At 56.6% G+C, this 16851-nt stretch carries 14 protein-coding genes; 2 read left to right on the forward strand and 12 right to left on the reverse strand.

All coding sequences use genetic code 11. The annotated features are described in order from the left end of the window. Positions 1 to 2: 2 nt before the first annotated feature. The 9 genes from KF814_01390 to KF814_01430 all read right to left on the reverse strand — a co-directional run bounded on the left by KF814_01390 (position 3) and on the right by KF814_01430 (position 11076). On the reverse strand, positions 3 to 878 hold the full coding sequence (locus tag KF814_01390; GenBank protein ID MBX3234780.1) for a phytanoyl-CoA dioxygenase family protein: 876 nt from the start codon (positions 876 to 878) through the stop codon (positions 3 to 5). Positions 879 to 916: 38 nt separating this feature from the next. Beyond that, the gene (locus tag KF814_01395) at positions 917 to 1561 is read right to left on the reverse strand and encodes an acetyltransferase (protein ID MBX3234781.1); all 645 of its coding nucleotides are present in this window, start codon (positions 1559 to 1561) and stop codon (positions 917 to 919) included. A 16-nt stretch (positions 1562 to 1577) separates the two neighbouring features. Continuing rightward, entirely contained in the window at positions 1578 to 2189 is a 612-nt protein-coding gene (locus KF814_01400) for a sugar transferase (GenBank protein ID MBX3234782.1), read from the reverse strand. A gap of 66 nt (positions 2190 to 2255) precedes the next feature. Continuing rightward, complete coding sequence (locus KF814_01405; GenBank protein MBX3234783.1) at positions 2256 to 3503, reverse strand: glycosyltransferase family 4 protein; 1248 nt, start codon at positions 3501 to 3503, stop codon at positions 2256 to 2258. Beyond that, positions 3500 to 4432: a glycosyltransferase family 4 protein gene (locus tag KF814_01410; protein ID MBX3234784.1), complete on the reverse strand. Its 933-nt coding sequence runs from the start codon at positions 4430 to 4432 to the stop codon at positions 3500 to 3502. The genes KF814_01405 and KF814_01410 overlap by 4 nt, the downstream gene beginning before the upstream one ends. Positions 4433 to 4807: 375 nt before the next feature. Beyond that, complete coding sequence (locus tag KF814_01415) at positions 4808 to 5956, reverse strand: glycosyltransferase family 1 protein (protein ID MBX3234785.1); 1149 nt, start codon at positions 5954 to 5956, stop codon at positions 4808 to 4810. 15 nt (positions 5957 to 5971) lie between these two features. Then, entirely contained in the window at positions 5972 to 7441 is a 1470-nt protein-coding gene (gene wzy / locus KF814_01420) for an O-antigen polysaccharide polymerase Wzy (GenBank protein MBX3234786.1), read from the reverse strand. A gap of 119 nt (positions 7442 to 7560) precedes the next feature. After that, a complete protein-coding gene (locus tag KF814_01425; GenBank protein MBX3234787.1) occupies positions 7561 to 8871 on the reverse strand; it encodes an oligosaccharide flippase family protein in 1311 nt (436 codons plus the stop codon). Between the two features lie 45 nt (positions 8872 to 8916). After that, the gene (locus tag KF814_01430) at positions 8917 to 11076 is read right to left on the reverse strand and encodes a polysaccharide biosynthesis tyrosine autokinase (GenBank protein ID MBX3234788.1); all 2160 of its coding nucleotides are present in this window, start codon (positions 11074 to 11076) and stop codon (positions 8917 to 8919) included. A 325-nt stretch (positions 11077 to 11401) separates the two neighbouring features. On the opposite strand from KF814_01430, the gene KF814_01435 reads away from it, so the two are divergent. Next, on the forward strand, positions 11402 to 12937 hold the full coding sequence (locus KF814_01435; protein ID MBX3234789.1) for a hypothetical protein: 1536 nt from the start codon (positions 11402 to 11404) through the stop codon (positions 12935 to 12937). Between the two features lie 45 nt (positions 12938 to 12982). Here KF814_01435 and KF814_01440 read toward each other — a convergent pair whose 3' ends face one another. The 3 genes from KF814_01440 to KF814_01450 form a co-directional block, all read right to left on the reverse strand. Further along, positions 12983 to 14398 (reverse strand): outer membrane beta-barrel protein, encoded by a 1416-nt coding sequence (locus KF814_01440; protein MBX3234790.1) that lies wholly within the window; start codon positions 14396 to 14398, stop codon positions 12983 to 12985. Positions 14399 to 14489: 91 nt separating this feature from the next. Beyond that, positions 14490 to 14774 carry a transposase gene (locus KF814_01445; GenBank protein MBX3234791.1) on the reverse strand — a complete coding sequence of 95 codons (285 nt, stop codon included), beginning with the start codon at positions 14772 to 14774 and terminating at the stop codon, positions 14490 to 14492. Positions 14775 to 14852: 78 nt separating this feature from the next. Next, positions 14853 to 15404, reverse strand: coding sequence for a UpxY family transcription antiterminator (locus KF814_01450; protein ID MBX3234792.1), 552 nt, complete (start codon positions 15402 to 15404; stop codon positions 14853 to 14855). 528 nt (positions 15405 to 15932) lie between these two features. Here KF814_01450 and KF814_01455 point away from each other — a divergent pair. After that, positions 15933 to 16622: a response regulator transcription factor gene (locus KF814_01455; GenBank protein ID MBX3234793.1), complete on the forward strand. Its 690-nt coding sequence runs from the start codon at positions 15933 to 15935 to the stop codon at positions 16620 to 16622. Positions 16623 to 16851 lie beyond the last annotated feature (229 nt).

The raw sequence follows: 16851 nt of genomic DNA on the forward strand, positions 1-16851 counted from the left end.
CTCTAAACGGTCGGAGGAGAGACAGGCCAAATCGTCGGAAATACAGCGGGATCGGAATAATCCGGGGTCCCGTCACTTTGTTTGGCTGCGAGGTCATCTAAGAAGATATGCCAGGGAATGCCCTTCTCGTTTCTGTACAGACGGAAGCGGTTCGCTTCATCCTGGAGATGTACCGCAAATGCCACTCGAGCACGGCCGCTGGTATTCGGACCGCTGCCATGAATCAATCGACAGTGATGCACACTGAGTTCTCCGCGGCGCAGCGTCATCGGAACCGTTTTGAACGGTGCATGCTGAGGAAAGCGTCTCTCCAATTCCCCAAGGTCCTTACAGCGAAAGGTGCGCAAATGGTCGGTGCCTGACCATCGGTGACTACCTTCGACATACAGCAAGGGGCCCATGTCGAGCGTGCAGTCCTGAAAGGGAATCCACATCGTCAAGAGCGCCTCGGACGTGCATGTCTGCCAATACGCCAGGTCGGTATGCCAGCCGACGACGGACTCGTTGTCCTGCAAGTCGCCCGGCTTGTCCACCACTGTGTCAGCAAAATATCGGACGCGTGTGCTTCCGGTAAGTCGCGCAGCGATGGCACCGAGGATCGGATGAAGGGCGAGTTTCCGCACATCCACATTCTGAAGCGCGACAACCTCCGCATTTCGCACCATCGCACCATCATTCGGCTTCCAATCAGAAAATCCACTCGTCGCAGGAAGGATGTAATCCCGCGCTCCGGAAAAATGTCGCTGAATTCCCGCATAGGCAAGGTCCAACACTTCGTCCGGCAAGACCCGCTTCGAGCGATACCATCCGCACCGTTGATAGGATCGTACATCTTCGCTCGACGGCAAGAAAGCATCGATGCCCGCATCGGAGGTCATGACGTCACCATCTCCATTTGGTCCGGATCGAATCGGTGTCATGGACGGATCAAAGAACCTGAGGGTAAATCCTGAGTAACTGCGACACCAGCGCCGACAATGGATTCCTCCCCCACAACAATCCTTTCCCGAAGCACCGCATTACTTCCGATGAAGGAGCGTTGCCGGACAGTTGCACCTCCATTGATGATGGCGCCGGTAGAAATATGGCAATGATCTTCAATAACGGCATCATGCTCGACTAGCGCTCGCGTATTGATGATGCAGTTTCCTCCGACGGTCGCTCCTGCGTTGACCACCGCATGGTGCATCACAATGGTTCCCTCCCCGAGCTTGGCATTGCGCGCCACATGTGCCAAAGGAGAGACAACCGTCGGCAAGTTCACTCCAAGTTCCTTCAGTACCGCATAGACACGAAACCGCGGCTCCCACAGTTTGATCTGCCCTATCGTGACGAGAAAGTTGGGGCACGTCCGCGCTAAGATCGGCAAATCTTCCTCATGCCCGAGCAATGGATACTCCCCCAGCAAGCGATGCACTTCATTCTTCTCATCCACGATGCCGAGCACATTGAAGCCGCCATGCAGCTCAATCACGTCGAGGCACGAGAGACAATGCCCACCTCCGCCAATCAGAATGAGGTCTTGTTTGGTAGCCATGTCTGCTGATTCGGACGGAGTCACAGTCTAAGAATACTGCCTATGGGGAGACACGATCGGACGGCGCACCTTTGAAAGTACCTTCCCAGGATGGATCGTCGGGGTGCACGATCCCGTCTCGCCGCAGAACTTTTGCGGGCGTCATCAGAAGAATTTTACAGTCTAACCAGAAGGAGTGGTGGTCCACATACCAGAGGTCTAACAGGAATCGTTGGTTCCAATCCGCGGAGTTTCGACCATTCACCTGGGCCCAGCCGGTCAGACCGGGTGGCACCAAATGCCGGCGATGTTGCTCTCGGCTGTAATGAGCCAAATATTCCATCAAAAGCGGGCGAGGGCCGACGAGGCTCATGTCACCCTTTAGGACGTTGAGCAATTCCGGTAATTCATCCAAGCTCGTACTTCGCAGCCACTTCCCAAACCGAGTCAGGCGGGCGGAATCCGGCAAGAGCCGCCCCTCTGCGTCACGCGCATCAGTCATCGTGCGGAATTTGTAGAGTGTAAAGGGCTTGCCATACAGGCCGGGCCGGCGCTGGCTGAAAAGCACGGGCCATCCATGCGCCACGAGCACGATGATTGAAAGCACCAACAGCAAAGGCAGCAGCACAGGCAAGGCCGCAACAGTGAGGACGAGGTCACATACCCGTTTCATGACAGATGCACGCCCACCCTGCGTGATGCGGCATTCAATTCACGCCGATTCGTCAGCATGGACACGTCAACCTTCCAATCCGCTTTTGGACGTGCGGAGCTGTTCGGCATCCTGCCATCTCCACCGCCGATCATGACTGTCACATCCGGGGGGCGTGTCGAGCCCTCGTGATTCCAAGGCCTGGACATATTCCTCATAGATTGCCCGGCACATGGCTTTGGGGTTGAAATCCTGCAACACCCACGCACGGGCCGCCTCACCATGACGCTGCCGAAGAAGCGGATCGCGGAGGTATCGATGCACCCCTCCGGCTAATACCTCCGCAGCGTAGGGGGCAACCAGAGTCCCGGTCAGGCCATCCTGCACGGCATCCTGGCAGCCGGTCACGCGTGTTGCGACGATAGGCAGTGCCATGGAGGCAGCTTCCAATAAGACCACGGGAAATCCCTCGCGGTGCGTCGGCAAGACCAAGATGTCCATTGCGCGGTACAGCGGAGGGGTATTCCAGTCCTCTCCCACAACACACACCCGTCGATCCGATCGCAGTCGCGCCAAGACGGCAGCAGGAGGCGGATCATTGGGCTCTTCCGGCCCGACCAACATCAAGTGAAGAGTCGGATAGGCTTCCCGCAACAACCGCCAAGCCGCCTCCAACTCCACTAACCCTTTGGCCTTGGCAAGACGTCCAATGAATCCGATAACGAGCGCATCGACTGGAATACCCAGCCGCCGGCGGGTGCTCGCTCGTACGTCACTGCCCGCTCGCTCCGGGTTGAACTGCTGAGCCGCGTCAACACCGTTGCAACTGCCGCGGAGCAGGACTTTGATCTTGGAGGGGGGACAGAGTCGGAGGGAGATCGCTGCGGCCCGAACAGAGGGACTCACGCATAAAATGTCTGTGGCCAACCGGCAGGACCAGCGTTCCGTGATCATGAGCAATCGACGTTTGAGACCGGTAGCCGTCAAGAATGGGAGGCCATGCATGTGGTAAACCCGAATAGGAACACGGGCCAGCCTTGCCGCCAGCATTCCCAATAAGCCGCCTTTCGGGGTGTGAGCATGAACGATCTGAGGCTGCAGCCTACGAAGATACCGCCACAACCGTCTCAAGGCCCCCACGTCCTGCAATGGCGTAATGCGACGAGGCATCTCCACCCCGTATACCGGGCAGCCCTCCGATCGCCCGAACTCTGCCAAGACTTCTCCGGGTGAAGAAACGGCATGAGTGTCGATACCGTGCGCACGCATGAAGGCCGGCTGCCCTGAGACGAACCTCAAGGACTGCGGTACTGTGGTGATATGAACCAGTTTCATCTCAAAGGCTCCTCGGCCACAGAAGACCGATCTTGGACGCTCGGCGATACTGTCCGACCGCGGGTATGTGTCACTGTTCGAGCCCGTTCGGTTTCGCCACGAATCCATTCGTAAAACGTCACGCGCGCTTTCCTGAGCACGGTTTCGTGATACTCCTTCGCGCGGAGAAGATTACGCTCACCCATCCGCACGAGACGCCCTGGCTCCTCGATACAACGGGCAATCATCCGTGACAGCGCCCGTGCGTCATTCGGCGCCACAAGGTCATCCGGGTGCAACAACTCCGGAATGCCGCCCACAGTCGATCCGATACAAGGCAAGCCTCTCGCCATCGCCTCGATCAATGCGCGAGGCAGTCCCTCGGAACGGGACGGAAGCACAAACACATCCGAGCGGTCGAGTTCGTCTCTCACGGCCTCACCGGATGGCAATTCCCCGGCAAACCGCACCCGAGCACCCATTCCAAGCGTTCTCGCTTGGGCTTCGAGTTGGGCTCGGAACTGTCCGTCCCCAACCAATACGAGTTGAAGATTCATGCCTTGCGCCACACAATCCGAGACCGCAGCAATGAGTACATCCTGCGCCTTGTAGAGTTGTGCGAGCGTGCCGACACTGACCAGCCGGATGGGCTCGTTCGTCCTTGAGGGTACGCGGGCTTCATCCCGATAGGCAGAATCCGGCAACTCGACATCGGAGTAACTTGCGACCATCGCGCCGGGCCTGGCAGGATATCGCCGTTGCAGTGCTTCACGCGTTACGTAAGCCACACCATTGGCCCTGACGCATAGTCGTGCCAGTTGTCGATAGAACCATACCCGCATAAATGGCCTGAGCGGGTGGCTTACCGAGCCAGGCACAAAAAACTCCCACGGATCTCCTATCACTTCCACGCCAAACGGACGCCCCTGACTTTTGAGCAACCGTCCCATGCTGCTGCTCGTCGGGGATGCGGCCCTTAGAATTACGGCTTCGGCCGAACGCGCGGTGTGTTTGAGGATCTGCACAATATTGCCTCGGCATCGAACATATTGCTTCGGGCCGAGATAGTACGGCAGAGCCACGAATCGGACACTCGGCCCGTCAGCTCGTTTCCATCCGTCAGGTACCGCCTCTACGTTCAATACGCGGGACAGCACCTCCACTTCATCAAAAACCTCCAGGTAACGCAGGAAAAATCCATACGCGTATTGAGCGCAGGTCCATACCGCACCATCCGGGGTACGGTGAAATCGATGTTCGGTAGTGACAGTTACTTTCATCGTGCTGACTGTAAGGTGGGAGACGGCCGGCTCGAGGCTAGACCTCTATGCGCCGGCGGGCAGCATGCTTGAGGAGTACAGCCGTTCTAATTGCGGAAGAGCACGCTGAAGGTTGTACGCAGTATTCTTGACATCTCTTAACGCCTGCGACGGAGACGGATTGTGGCCCCGTTCATCGGCCGCCAGAATTTCGTCGGCCCAGACTCCGGCTGAATCGGACAAGGCCCGTCGGCACACCAATCCGGGAACCAGATCTGCTTCCCTGGTGATCACATCAGAAACTATGCAGGGAAGGCCTGCCGCCTGGGCCTCGATCATCACCACCGGAAGCCCTTCGTACAGAGAAGGCAAGACGAACACGTTCATCACGTTCATCATAAGTCGATTGACGTCAGTGCGGGCCCCTAAGACCTTTACATGGCCAGATAGGCCGCGCTTCAGTATCTGTCGCTCCACATCCGGGCGGAGCGGCCCGTCTCCGACCAGGAGCATGCAAACGTCCCGTCGCCGAACAGCAAGCTCCGCCGCAATATCGAGAAGAAAACCGTGATTCTTTTGTTCTGCAAACCGTCCGACATGGCCTACGATCAACTTTCCTTCGGGAATTCCGAGTTCGCGACGCATCGCGGCCGATATACGAGGCGCGTCAAACGCCGTCAAATCAATGCTGCAAGGAAGCGTCATCCAAGGTTCGCCAGAATGCTCAGCCTGTCCGAACAGCGCGCCGGCGGCGTTGGTCGAACACGCTACGCGATGCGTGGCATATTGGGCGATCCAATGTTTGGTCACCCTGAGATACTGACGACGGAAGACCCCTGCGGCAAGATCAAGGGACGTCGTATCGTTATGGCTGTGAGCGATCCGAATCGGAATACCTTGCCGCGCCGCAATTCGAAGAATCAGCCCACTGTAATGGTGCACGTGGCTATGGATCACGTCGTACGGCGCGCGAGCGCGTAAAATTCGTCGTAAGCCCTGCGAGTAAGTCCACGGCCGCCCAGGCCCCAAGCACGGAATCACGTCCGATCCTAGGCCGGCGATCTCTTCATCATAGGAGGCCGGCTTGTCCGTATGGACAAGAAAATCCATGCGGAATCTCGTTCGGTCGATATTTCTCAGGACATTCATGAGCCAGGTTTCGACCCCGCCCCGATTCATGGCGCCCACAACATGCAGAATGCGAATACGACTCATTTCGATGGCATGGTCCTATATGGAAGCTGCCGAAGGACCGTCAACTCGATCCCGCAACATGGGCCGATCCGTGACAAACGCCGTTGCTCTTGTCCGTCGATAGACCAAATAGAGGATGAACCAATAGGGCACCAGGCACTCCCAAAATATCGGTCGGACAATGAGGTGACTTTCAGCACGAGCGACGAACAACACGAAGGACATGAGAATAGCTTGGAGCGCCAGCTTGAGCGCATCAGGAAATCGAAGCGACCAGCACACGAATGCGGACAACAGGTAACCCATCACCGACATCGCCAACGGGGCACCGATCGACGAAAAGTTGAGATACGCTTCGGCTATCATCGAATATCCAAACGTAAAGCCCGTATTGGCCGCATACGGATCGATCTCTTTCATCAACCAGTACGACGGTAGGCCTGCCTGGATCGCAGGATGAAGATCCCAAAACAGATTCGGAAACACCGTAGTAAGCGCAACCACATACCCCATTCCCCACTCATGGGGGCGGACTGCCGGAACCAGGTTCATGGTATGGACCACGGTCAGAAGGGTTCCTCCCATCTCCGTCAACGCAAGCACGAGGGGGTTATCCATGGTTGCATAGGCCTGCTGGAGCGACTCGAGCGTGCCTCCAATAGAGAAGGCGCGACTTCGAACGGCAGCAAGTCCGGGGATCAGCAGGAGAGCGGAGAAGCCGGCCAGCGCCACGACCCACATACGAATGGGGCGGATTGCGGCAGAATGTAGCCACAAGAGCGCTACCAATCCCCGGACTCCGACATTCCGGATACCCAACAGAAAATAGCTTATGGCAGGACCTGCAATAGCCAGCCATGCCACGATGACGTTCATCCGCATGCCCTTGCTCCCTGAAAGCAGCAGCAGCGCGCCGGGAACCAAGAACATGCTAAGGATCTTGGTCCATGCGTCGATCCCGGTCGCCGATTTGGCCAGGTAGAACTGTCCGCCATAACCGAATGTCTGAATCGCCGATGCATCGAGATATAACTCGTAAAGAGCAGGAGCCACACTTATCAGGACGAGAATCAAGCCGACCTGCCTGACCACATCGGCAATTTCTTGTCGATGCCAAACTGTTTCGACGGAGCCTCGATATCGCGACGCGTTGAGAAGCGCTCCCGTATGAAACCCAAGGAGGCACCAAATGACCAGCGTGAGAGCCGCTCGAATTTCGTAGGCCGGAAACTGCCCGTTTAACATTCCACGGGGAAGCAGTCCGAATACATTGAGCAAGGCTTGGCCGCCAGAAAATAGCAGCAGGGTCGTGAAGAAGAAGCTGTAGAGATCGACCAGATGCCCAATCGCCGCCCGCCAAGACCAAAATACCCACAAAGCAAACAGCCCCAAGAATACCGACAGCGCGTCGATGGACTGTTCATCAGATAGCTCATAGACGTCTGTCATGGCCAGTTGAACCAAGAACAGCCCGAGCCAGGCGCATTGACCCAGCACCAGATGCATTTTTGACGTTCCGTCACTGCGCCGGAACGCCTCCTCAACCGATGGTATCAAGTTATCTGACCGCTTCATGTAGCGCTGATCGGACATCGCCGCAACAGACGCGGCGCCTTGCGGGTGAGCTATCGACTGGCAGTCTCTTCCACGGCCACTTTTTCAACGGACCCGGCGTAGAAACTCGGCAAGCCCTGACGCTGGAGGCGACGCACGGATTCACCGGCAAGACAGGCGAACGAGAGCATCAACTGAAATGCCCATGACAATCCCAGAGACCACACCGCCCCCCGGATGCCGAATCGAGGAATGAGCAGGTACGCGGTCGACAGGCCCACGAGGGCCACACAGGCGAACTGCACGGATTGGCTCATGATAATGCGAGCGGCCGTCATCCCGAAACCCATCACTGACGCAAGATGCGAAACAGCGGCTGCGCCCATGACCCACACGAATACACCGGATTCGTCGCTAAACTGCTTTCCATACAACAGCCCGAGGAACCATTCCCCGGCAAACCAGGCGAGAGCGATTCCCAATGTGCCCCAGGCAGCGGCGAGGAGCCCAAATCCGAGTAAGAGTCTATTGAACGAACTCACCGCTCCGGCTGCCCATTCCCGAGACAATCGAGGAGTGACCGTTTGTCCGACGGAGTTCACCAACATGCCCGCCGCCACCCCCACATACACCATACCGGCGTACAGGCCCAAAGCTCGCTCCCCCCAGTAAGACTCAACGACATATCGAGGGATACTCGTATTCAGCGATAGCAGCATGCTCCCAATGCCTAGCGGCACGGCCAGACCAGCAAGCCTCCGAAGTCTGGACCAGTCGATGCCGTCGTACAGCGGCCGCGCATGGACCGGCCTACCCAGGACCACCCGCCCATTTGGCAGATCATAGACGCCCAACACCGCAACCCAAGCCAACACGAGCCCGCACACAGCCCCCAACAGGGTCCCGGAAATCATAAATCCCACTGTAAATGCGATGATCGAGACGATTCCCTTCAGAGCCAAGGAGCGAGCAATGAGCGCCATACGCTCGTGCTTCTGGAGAAGACCGAAGTAGACATCGCTCACGGATTCGACGGCCTTAGCGACTCCAACGGCCATCACAATCGCTGCCGTTTGCAGCCGATACTGCAGAGCGAGGACCGCGATCACCAGAAGCGCAATGCACGTCGCACTCAACCGAAGACGCAAGTACTCGTCGAAGGTAAATTGGTCACGGGCATCCGTCGACTGGAGAGGCCGCAATCCGAGATTCGCAAAAATGACCACCGGCGCGGTGACCGCCAGTGCAAGGGCATACTGACCGACCATTTCCGTTGTGCCGAGACGGGCGAGCACCATCAACACTGCCCATTGGCATAACGCATACGTCGCATCTCCAAGCCCGGTCCAGATTGCGGCTCGCCCAAGAGACGTACGCATCATCTCCCGCAATCCTCACATACCGGACGAGCTACCTGCACGGGAGCCCTATTGCTGTGGCGCATGGACCAGGCTGGCTTGAGCATACCGGTAGTAACGGGACATATGAGGGGTTGCAGCCTTTTGCAGAACGGCTCCCAGGATGGTCCCCCCGGCTTTGGTAATCTTCTGCGCGGCAAGTTGACACATATTCCGATCGGCCTGTCCTGCTCCGACCACGATCACCACTCCGTCGACTTGACTGCCGAGGATAGCGGCATCGCTGAAGAGTCCGACCGGCGGAGTGTCGATGATCACGAAATACCCCTGTGCTCGGCACTGGGCGAGCAACCCTCGCATCCGCACCGTCGACAGCAACTCCGACGGATACGCCGTCGCCTTTCCGGGGGGAATCAAGTACAGATTCGGCTGTCCATTGTGATGCACTATTTCTTCAAAGGTGACCTCGCCCTCCAGATAGTCGGTCAATCCCTTCGGCTGCGCGTCGGTCAATTCCAGCAGATTGGGACGACGGTGATTCCTGAGATCCGCATCGATCAACAAGACCTGCATGCTTTCGAGCTGAGCCATGGCGATCGCGAGGTTGACCGCCAGCGTACTCTTGCCGTCGCTAGGCCCCGGGCTCGTAATCAGCAGCGCCCCATCCCGCTGAACCCTGCCGGAGAGCAGAATACTCGCACGAATCGATCGAAAAGCCTCGACGGCAGGCATCGCGTGCGGTCCATCGATCACCAACCGGTCAGGCCCGGTCTGGGATGGAATGAACGGGACTGAATCCAAAAATGCGATGCTGGGTAGCTGGCCGACGCAATCCGACTGGTCCTTGAGACTCTGATCCCAGTGGTCACGGAGCAGTGCCAATCCTGTCCCCAACGCAAAGCCGAACAACAGCCCGAGTACAACATTGGCAAAGGTTCGCGGCTTACTTGGAACCGTTGCCGGGATCGCAGGATCGGCGAGTACGACATTACTGACAATGAACTCAGAAGCCAGTGAGGCCTCCTTCATTCCGGTCAGAAACGTGTCGTACACCTGCTGAGCGCTCCGAACCTCTCGCTCGAGCAACGCTTGCTGTGATTGTAGCCCTTCGCTCTGAACGACGTCCGCTTTCTGCTGAGCGATCGCGGATTGAATAGCCGCCTCCCGAGAAACAACGAGGTCTCGTTCGTGCTTCAGCGAACGATAGATTTTTCGCACTTCGGCGACCAAATACTCACGCAATTGACTGAGCTCGGTTTTGGCCTTCAAGAGTTTCGGGTGAAGTGGCCCATACTTTTCTCCCAACTCTGCAGTCTCTCCCGCCGCTTTGATTTCTTGTGCCTTCAGCGTCTGGATCAACGGCGAGGAGAGAACCTCGGAATGGTCGTCCCATTTGGACCAATCGATTCCGTCAGCCAGGCTTTTGTCCGTCAGAAGGCCTGCAATCTGACGATATCTCGATTCTGCCTCGTTCCGACGCACCTGCAACTTGACTAGCTCCGTGGTTAACTCTCGCAAGCGCTGAGCGGACACCGACTGACGATCTCCAATCTCGACGACGCCGTTCTTGGCTCGATACGTATGAAGAGCCTCTTGCGCTTGCTCTACCTTGTGTCGCAGTTCGTCCAGATGGGAAGAAAACCAGCCAAGGGCTTTCTCCTTATTCGTGCTGTTGACCTCCTGATTGATTTGGACATAGGCAGCAGCAACTGCATTCGCGGCACGCGCGGCGAACTCAGGATCGTGCGAGCGCACGACAATACGGGCAAGCCTCGTCCCCCGAACGGGCTTGATAGAAATATCGCGTTCGAATAGCCCGAATGCCGATTCCCACGACGTCGGCTGAAGAGACGTCTGCGGCTTCTGCGTTGTGAACCAACTCCTCTGCATGAAGCTCTCAAGGCCTTCCGGCCGTGAGGCGAACTCTCTCCGATCGAGGATGCCCAAGGCATGAGCCGCCTTCTCGAGGACCCGTCTGGTCTTGAGCAGCTCGAAATGCGTCTCGTAGTAATCCGGAGAAAGATCCACTACCTGCGACGCAGTTGTCTGAGTCGGAGGTTGGTGTTCTCGTTCAATCAACACCGTCGCCGTTGACTCGAACGTCGGAATTTGAAGAAATGACCAACCCGCTGCGAGGCCCCCGCACAGCAGGGTGGAGATAAGAATCCACGGCCACCGGGATTTGATGGTGCCGAAAAGATCCCGAAGAGAAGAATCCGTTCTATTCATAGTAGATATCATGAAGCTAGTCCTTGTTTAACCGGTAGCCTGTTCAGAAACCGACGAGTCGGAGCCTGGTCGACGTTGTGCCGATACCCGCGATTGTTCGTGCCGCGGAACCACGCAAAGCGAACGGTGCATGACCGATTGAGTACATTCCGCAGGGTTTTTCCTTCATTGGCGTTGCCTGAAATACTCGGATAGTCGCCGTCTCAAAGGGTTTTCCCTGGCATAGGGTATGCTATTATGCCTGCGTACCTATGATGCCCCCATGCCTCACTGGGCCGCTAGTCGCCAATCACACAAGGTTCGCTCTCCAACAAGGCTGAAACCAATGAGCAGGTCTTCATTCAATCGAGTCATTTTCCGCATCGGCCTGGTTCTCGCGCTTGCCCTGAGTGCCCTGCTCCCAGGCATGACGACTTTGAGCTATGGACAGTCCTTGGCTCTGCCTCCGGCTCCGCAGACCCCGCATTGGCCTCACATCAACGTATTCGCCTACGCTCGTTCACTTTTCCTGACAACGATTCCCCCGGATTCTTACCAGTGGTACACGTCTCATCTCGACGCCGTTGAAGTCCATGGCAACGGACCGACTCTTCGATCCCTGAACCCGACCATTGAAATGTTCAGCTATCAAATGGATCTGACGGCGTTCACCAAAGACAATCTGACTGGCGTGGCGGAAGAGGTGTTCTTGCATTTCTCCGAGCCCACGGTACTGACGTTTTACACTCTTGATCGCACCCAAGTTGTCGGAACCGCCTCCATCCCCGGCTGCCCGGAGGGCACGGCGATGACGGCAACCTGCAGGGTCCAGACGCATTTGTGGAATGATCGGCGATTCGTCCTCAACCCCCAATCAACGGCCTTCAGAACGTGGAAATCGTCGAAACTCCTCGGCTCTACGAATGTGTACGGATTCAACATCGACACAAGCCGCTACTTGTGGATCGATGAGCACGCGCCAGGCTTCTCTTGGCCGCTCAGTTTCAACTACCAAACGGTGGTGGTATCCGGCGGCGGTATCAGAGAATTTGCCGCTCGGCGCCCCGGAAATGTGCAATTTGAATCGGACTATGCCGCCTCAGTCGCGAACTGGCTCTCGTCGTTTTCTGTGCAGGCTTCGCAGGCTGGAAAGAAAGCGCTGATCAACGCCAATGAAAATGGACTGCATCCTTGGCTGTTGCCTCAAGTGACGGCCATTCAAGGTTTGAGCACGGAAAGCAAACATCGACTTGACGGATTCACCGGCCCATCCGACTACCAGAACTACGTGAACCTCATTAATTCAGTAACCACCGCGGGGGGCCTGGTCGATCTGCACGGACGATGGTGCTATACGGGACCTGCAAACCTGACGAACGGCAACTATGCAACCAAAGCCGCTCGCTACCGGATGTGGCGCTTAGCCAGCTATTATCAGTTCAAGGAACCGACCGGCAGTGCTGGCCTGGTCTACTTTAACCCCGGCTTCTGCTCTGATGAGACCCCTTCCACCAATCAATGGATCAACGACCAAGGTGAATGGCTCCCTGCGTATCAAGTCGATGTCGGGAAACCGATCGGCTCGACACTCGTCTATCAGCAAGGCACTGCCGGATGCGCCTACCAGATATTTGGCCGAACTTATTCAAAAGCCCTTGTCCTGGTTCGCCCACAAGACTCCGCGACCTGTACCGACTTCGGGGATGCCACTGCAGCCACGGTCAGCCTCGCTTCACCGGCCCAGATTCTGCTGGAAGATGGGACGTTGTCACCACCAGTCACAACCGTCCGGATCCGGAATGCAGAGGCAGTCATTGCCTATACCTCCCAGACACCGGATACGATGCCTCCGGCAGCACCAACCGGTGTGACGGTTCGATAACGCAGCCTTTCCATGTCCTTGTGCAACCACGCAGACCCCGGATACCTAGAACATCCCCTGCACCGAGAGCATTGCGGTATTGGCCTGATATGTGAACGAATCGACCTTCGAGCGCCGGTCTTCAAACACATACTGCAGACCGATACCAAGCCACTGGACCGCCCGATAGTTGAGACCGATTGCGGCGTTCTTCAAGTCGTCTGAACGAACCGGCGTCCCCGACGACGCGCCGGCGGGAGTAGAAAATCGGTCGTTCTCATAACCCAAATTGGCCGTAGCGGTCATCCTAAGCCCTAACGGATATGCCGCAGAAAGATTGACGCCCGTGGCGGTGAAAAATGATGTTCCCGCTATCACGGTCTGCTGGACTGTACGGTACGGTTGGAGCGTGAGCAGAAGACCGTTGACCGGCGCCCAAGCCAATCGCCCCATAACATAGAGGCTGGAATAGGAATCCTGGTCACGCCGAAATAGGCTGAGGACCGGGCCGGGTTGGTTTGTTTGGGCTTGAGTAAACTTCAGGAACTGATATCCGACAAGAAATTCGCCGGACGTATTCCCGCTCGCCTCCCACTTAGCTCCCCCGCTGATCGTATACGTCGTGCTGTTTAGGTTTTTGTTATCGTCGTAATCTTCTTGGCGAACCGACACGTCGACCAGCGCGGACGTATTCGGCTGTGCTTTCCCCGAGAAGGTAAGACCTATGTAATTGCTGGTTCTGTCGCGGATAAGCGCCTGCGAGTTGTTCAGATAGTGCCAATGCATCGTTTGCATGCTGAGCCTGGTCCCGAGAATACCGCCTTCGTACTCAGCACGCCCGGTAAAACTTGTGGCCGTCCACTTGTTCAGTTCCAGGGATTGCTGATCGAGGGCTGAACCTCGTGGGTCGTGGCCCAATTTCTGCTCCCCCTGAAAATCCAATTTGAGGCCGCTGGCGAGATTGAAACGCATCAAGCCGGACGCCGTCTGGTCCTGAACGTTATTGGATGGATTGCGATGGAAAAACTGGATATTGGTACGATAGTCCGCAACGAATAGGTGCCTGCTACCGACCGGAAGTTGAGCTTGCAGTCCTGGCGCAACCGTCGTGAGGAAATCGCTCTGTTTCGCCCTGGTCCGAAAGACGTTGTCGGTATACATTTCCGCAATGCCCATAAAGGGATGGAGTTTGAAGGGCCCCGCCGACAGTCCTTCGCCTTCAACCAACGGAATGTAATTTGAGGGGTAGATCGGGTAGATGCCCGTCCAGGGAAACGTGGGCGTCAGGTACAGCGCGCCGAGAATACCCGGATTCGCGAATTGAGAAAGCCACATGTATCCCTGTCCACCGAATGTACCGGCTCCAAAGCCCTGGGACGGGACGACGGTGGCCTGCTGGCAAAACACCGGGGCGACGATCACCAACATGGTCGCAACCAGGATAACCGTGGCAATCCCGACACGAAGAATCAGTGCCTGCACTCTCGCCATCATTTCTCTCTGAGCGACTCTCACACCAGACATGCATAGCGCCGGCCGTCGCGGTTCGCGGAATCCCCATTTGGGTCGCGCATCAGCATTCGCTGTTCGGATCTTGGACCAGCGCCACCCTCAGCGCATGGTAGTCCAACGACAATTCGGCAACTTTTTGCTTGAGCCGGCGATTCTCATGTTCCAATTCCAACACTCGCAGCCGCTCGGAATGGACCGACTCCATGACGCGAGCCTTTGCCTGCCACCGCTGCAACGTACGCACAGATATGCCGTAGCGATCGCACAAATGTTCCGTCGAAACCCCTTGTTGGGCTTCGGTAAGAATGCGTGCAATGTCCGGGGCAGTAAAGCGAGGCTTTGCCATGATGTAATCGTGATGTCCGGAAACCGCTACGAGCAGTACCGGACAGTCTTGGTTAAGCGTAGAGCGATGAACTTGAACCTAGCTGAGCGCCAGGACTTCGTCTGCGTCGATGTGAACGAGCGCGGCCTGTTGGATCAAGTGGGTTCGGATGATCAATCCGTGTTGTTTATTTTTTCGCACCAACTGTCCGCGAAGTCCGGTGAGCGGACCTCGGATCACCTCCACCCACGTACCTTCCGTGAAGTAATCGTGCGCTTCGACGAGTCGATCCGTGCAGGCCAATCGTTGGAGCGCAAGCAGCTCTTCGTCCGAGATCGGTTCCGGCTTCACGACACCGACGATGCGGACGATTCCCGGGGTTTGAAGCACTGCCAGGCTGTTCGAAAGCGCAAATCGCGCGAAGCAGTATCCAGCAAACAGCGGCAGCGTCTTCCAAACCTTGCGGTCCGACCATTGGCGACACTGCTTGGTCAGGGGCAAGAGGGGTTCAATGCCGATGGACTCCAGCCGATCGCGCACCTGCTTCTCGTGACGGGAATGGGTCTTGATCGCATACCAGCGAACGTCGGAAACACAAGTTCCGCCCGTAACCATTTCATCTGTTGCAGTGGCTTTGCATGTAATCGGCATAGCTTCGCCCCGTGAGTCCCACAAGAGTGGGTTGTGTTTTACAGGCCTGCGAGCCTTCCACGCATCGGATGATTGTGCTTTTATTTTCGGCACTCATGAATTGTCCATCGAGCTCTTTGTGCCAGCGTTCTTGAACGTGCAACTCCCACCTCTGAAATCAATTGCGGTGGAAATACTTCGTACCCAGAGAAGCCAATGCAAAATTTCCCTTGAGACCGCTTCGGTTAAGCCTGAGCAGAACAACAACGTAATACAAACCACGACTATACGTATGTTCCAATTTGACCCAAAATATGCCGACACATCAGCACGTCGAACATTTTTGAACACATTGTGGAATGGCACAAATGTCGAGCACCCTCGATAAAGTGGCATTTAGAGCCAATTTGAAGGCCCTTAATGGTCTTCCCCCTGTTGCGGCATACTCCAATGGTATGAGATTATTGCCTCGGTGTATGCATATGCCTACACCTGCAATGAGACGAATTTCTACGTAGCATTTCACGTTACAATTCATCGTTGGAGATCATGGCTAAGACAACCTTGACCGTTCGCGTGGCGCTCGTAAGCGGAAACCTTCTGGCGCGCATGGGACTTCGCCGCCTGATTGAAACTAATCTAGGAATCCTGCTCGTCGGCGAATCGCATGGAGGCATTCCTGCCTGCGGATTGTTGCAACAGGAACGGCCCGATTGCGTAGTGGTCGATCTCGAGTCGGAGATCAACGTCGTTGAAGCGGTGAAGAGCTACAAGCAGGTGGCCCCTCAGGCAAAGATTCTTTTGCTCTGCGGGTGGAGCGACGTGGATCGTGCCCGGCAGGCATTGGGAATTGGGGCGGATGGGATCGTGCTCAAGTGTCAACCTCCGGCTGTGTTGATGGCCATGATCGAGGGCCAGTCGGATGAATTAGCCATGGAAGTCGTCGCCCCCTGCCAAGCTACTCCGACGCTGGTCAATGAAGTGAGAAATGGAACGAAGCGAGGCCCGGTTGAGGTGGGGCGTGGGACCGGGTTACTCACAGATCGCGAGCGCATGGTCGTGGGCTTGGTCGGTCAAGGACTTTCCAATCGAGATATTGCCGAACGACTCTGCATCTCCGAAACTACTGTCCGGCATCATCTCACGAGCATCTTCGACAAGATGGGTGTGTCGAACCGCCAGAAGCTCCTGATCCGCGCCCATCAAGACGGACTCGTCGAGCTGACAGCATCGGCCTGATCAATCAGATTCTTTCCCTCGTATATCCCTGACAACCGCTCAGGACCGGTCATGCTAAGTCCCTGGTCCTCTCACAAACAAGTTCCCCATTCCCCCACGCGCTGCTTCATCCGTAACCTAGGCCACACGACTCTCACGCCATGGCCGCTCGAGCGAGCCGACGCGGGCAAGGAACCTTGCCGAAGTGGGGACTGAACCGGGCGAGGAAGACGCGAAGCCGATGCGGAAA

The organism is Nitrospiraceae bacterium (assembly GCA_019637075.1).
Lineage (GTDB): Bacteria > Nitrospirota > Nitrospiria > Nitrospirales > Nitrospiraceae > JAHBWI01.

Excerpts from the sequence above, each read along its gene's own strand:
- KF814_01390 (MBX3234780.1), bottom strand. The coding sequence starts at position 878 with ATGACCTCCGATGCGGGCATCGATGCTTTCTTGCCGTCGAGCGAAGAT.
- KF814_01400 (MBX3234782.1), bottom strand. The coding sequence starts at position 2,189 with ATGAAACGGGTATGTGACCTCGTCCTCACTGTTGCGGCCTTGCCTGTG.
- KF814_01405 (MBX3234783.1), bottom strand. The coding sequence starts at position 3,503 with ATGAAACTGGTTCATATCACCACAGTACCGCAGTCCTTGAGGTTCGTC.
- KF814_01410 (MBX3234784.1), bottom strand. The coding sequence starts at position 4,432 with ATGGGACGGTTGCTCAAAAGTCAGGGGCGTCCGTTTGGCGTGGAAGTG.
- KF814_01415 (MBX3234785.1), bottom strand. The coding sequence starts at position 5,956 with ATGAGTCGTATTCGCATTCTGCATGTTGTGGGCGCCATGAATCGGGGC.
- wzy (MBX3234786.1), bottom strand. The coding sequence starts at position 7,441 with ATGCATCTGGTGCTGGGTCAATGCGCCTGGCTCGGGCTGTTCTTGGTT.
- KF814_01425 (MBX3234787.1), bottom strand. The coding sequence starts at position 8,871 with ATGATGCGTACGTCTCTTGGGCGAGCCGCAATCTGGACCGGGCTTGGA.
- KF814_01430 (MBX3234788.1), bottom strand. The coding sequence starts at position 11,076 with ATGAATAGAACGGATTCTTCTCTTCGGGATCTTTTCGGCACCATCAAA.
- KF814_01435 (MBX3234789.1), top strand. The coding sequence starts at position 11,402 with ATGAGCAGGTCTTCATTCAATCGAGTCATTTTCCGCATCGGCCTGGTT.
- KF814_01445 (MBX3234791.1), bottom strand. The coding sequence starts at position 14,774 with ATGGCAAAGCCTCGCTTTACTGCCCCGGACATTGCACGCATTCTTACC.
- KF814_01450 (MBX3234792.1), bottom strand. The coding sequence starts at position 15,404 with ATGCCGATTACATGCAAAGCCACTGCAACAGATGAAATGGTTACGGGC.
- KF814_01455 (MBX3234793.1), top strand. The coding sequence starts at position 15,933 with ATGGCTAAGACAACCTTGACCGTTCGCGTGGCGCTCGTAAGCGGAAAC.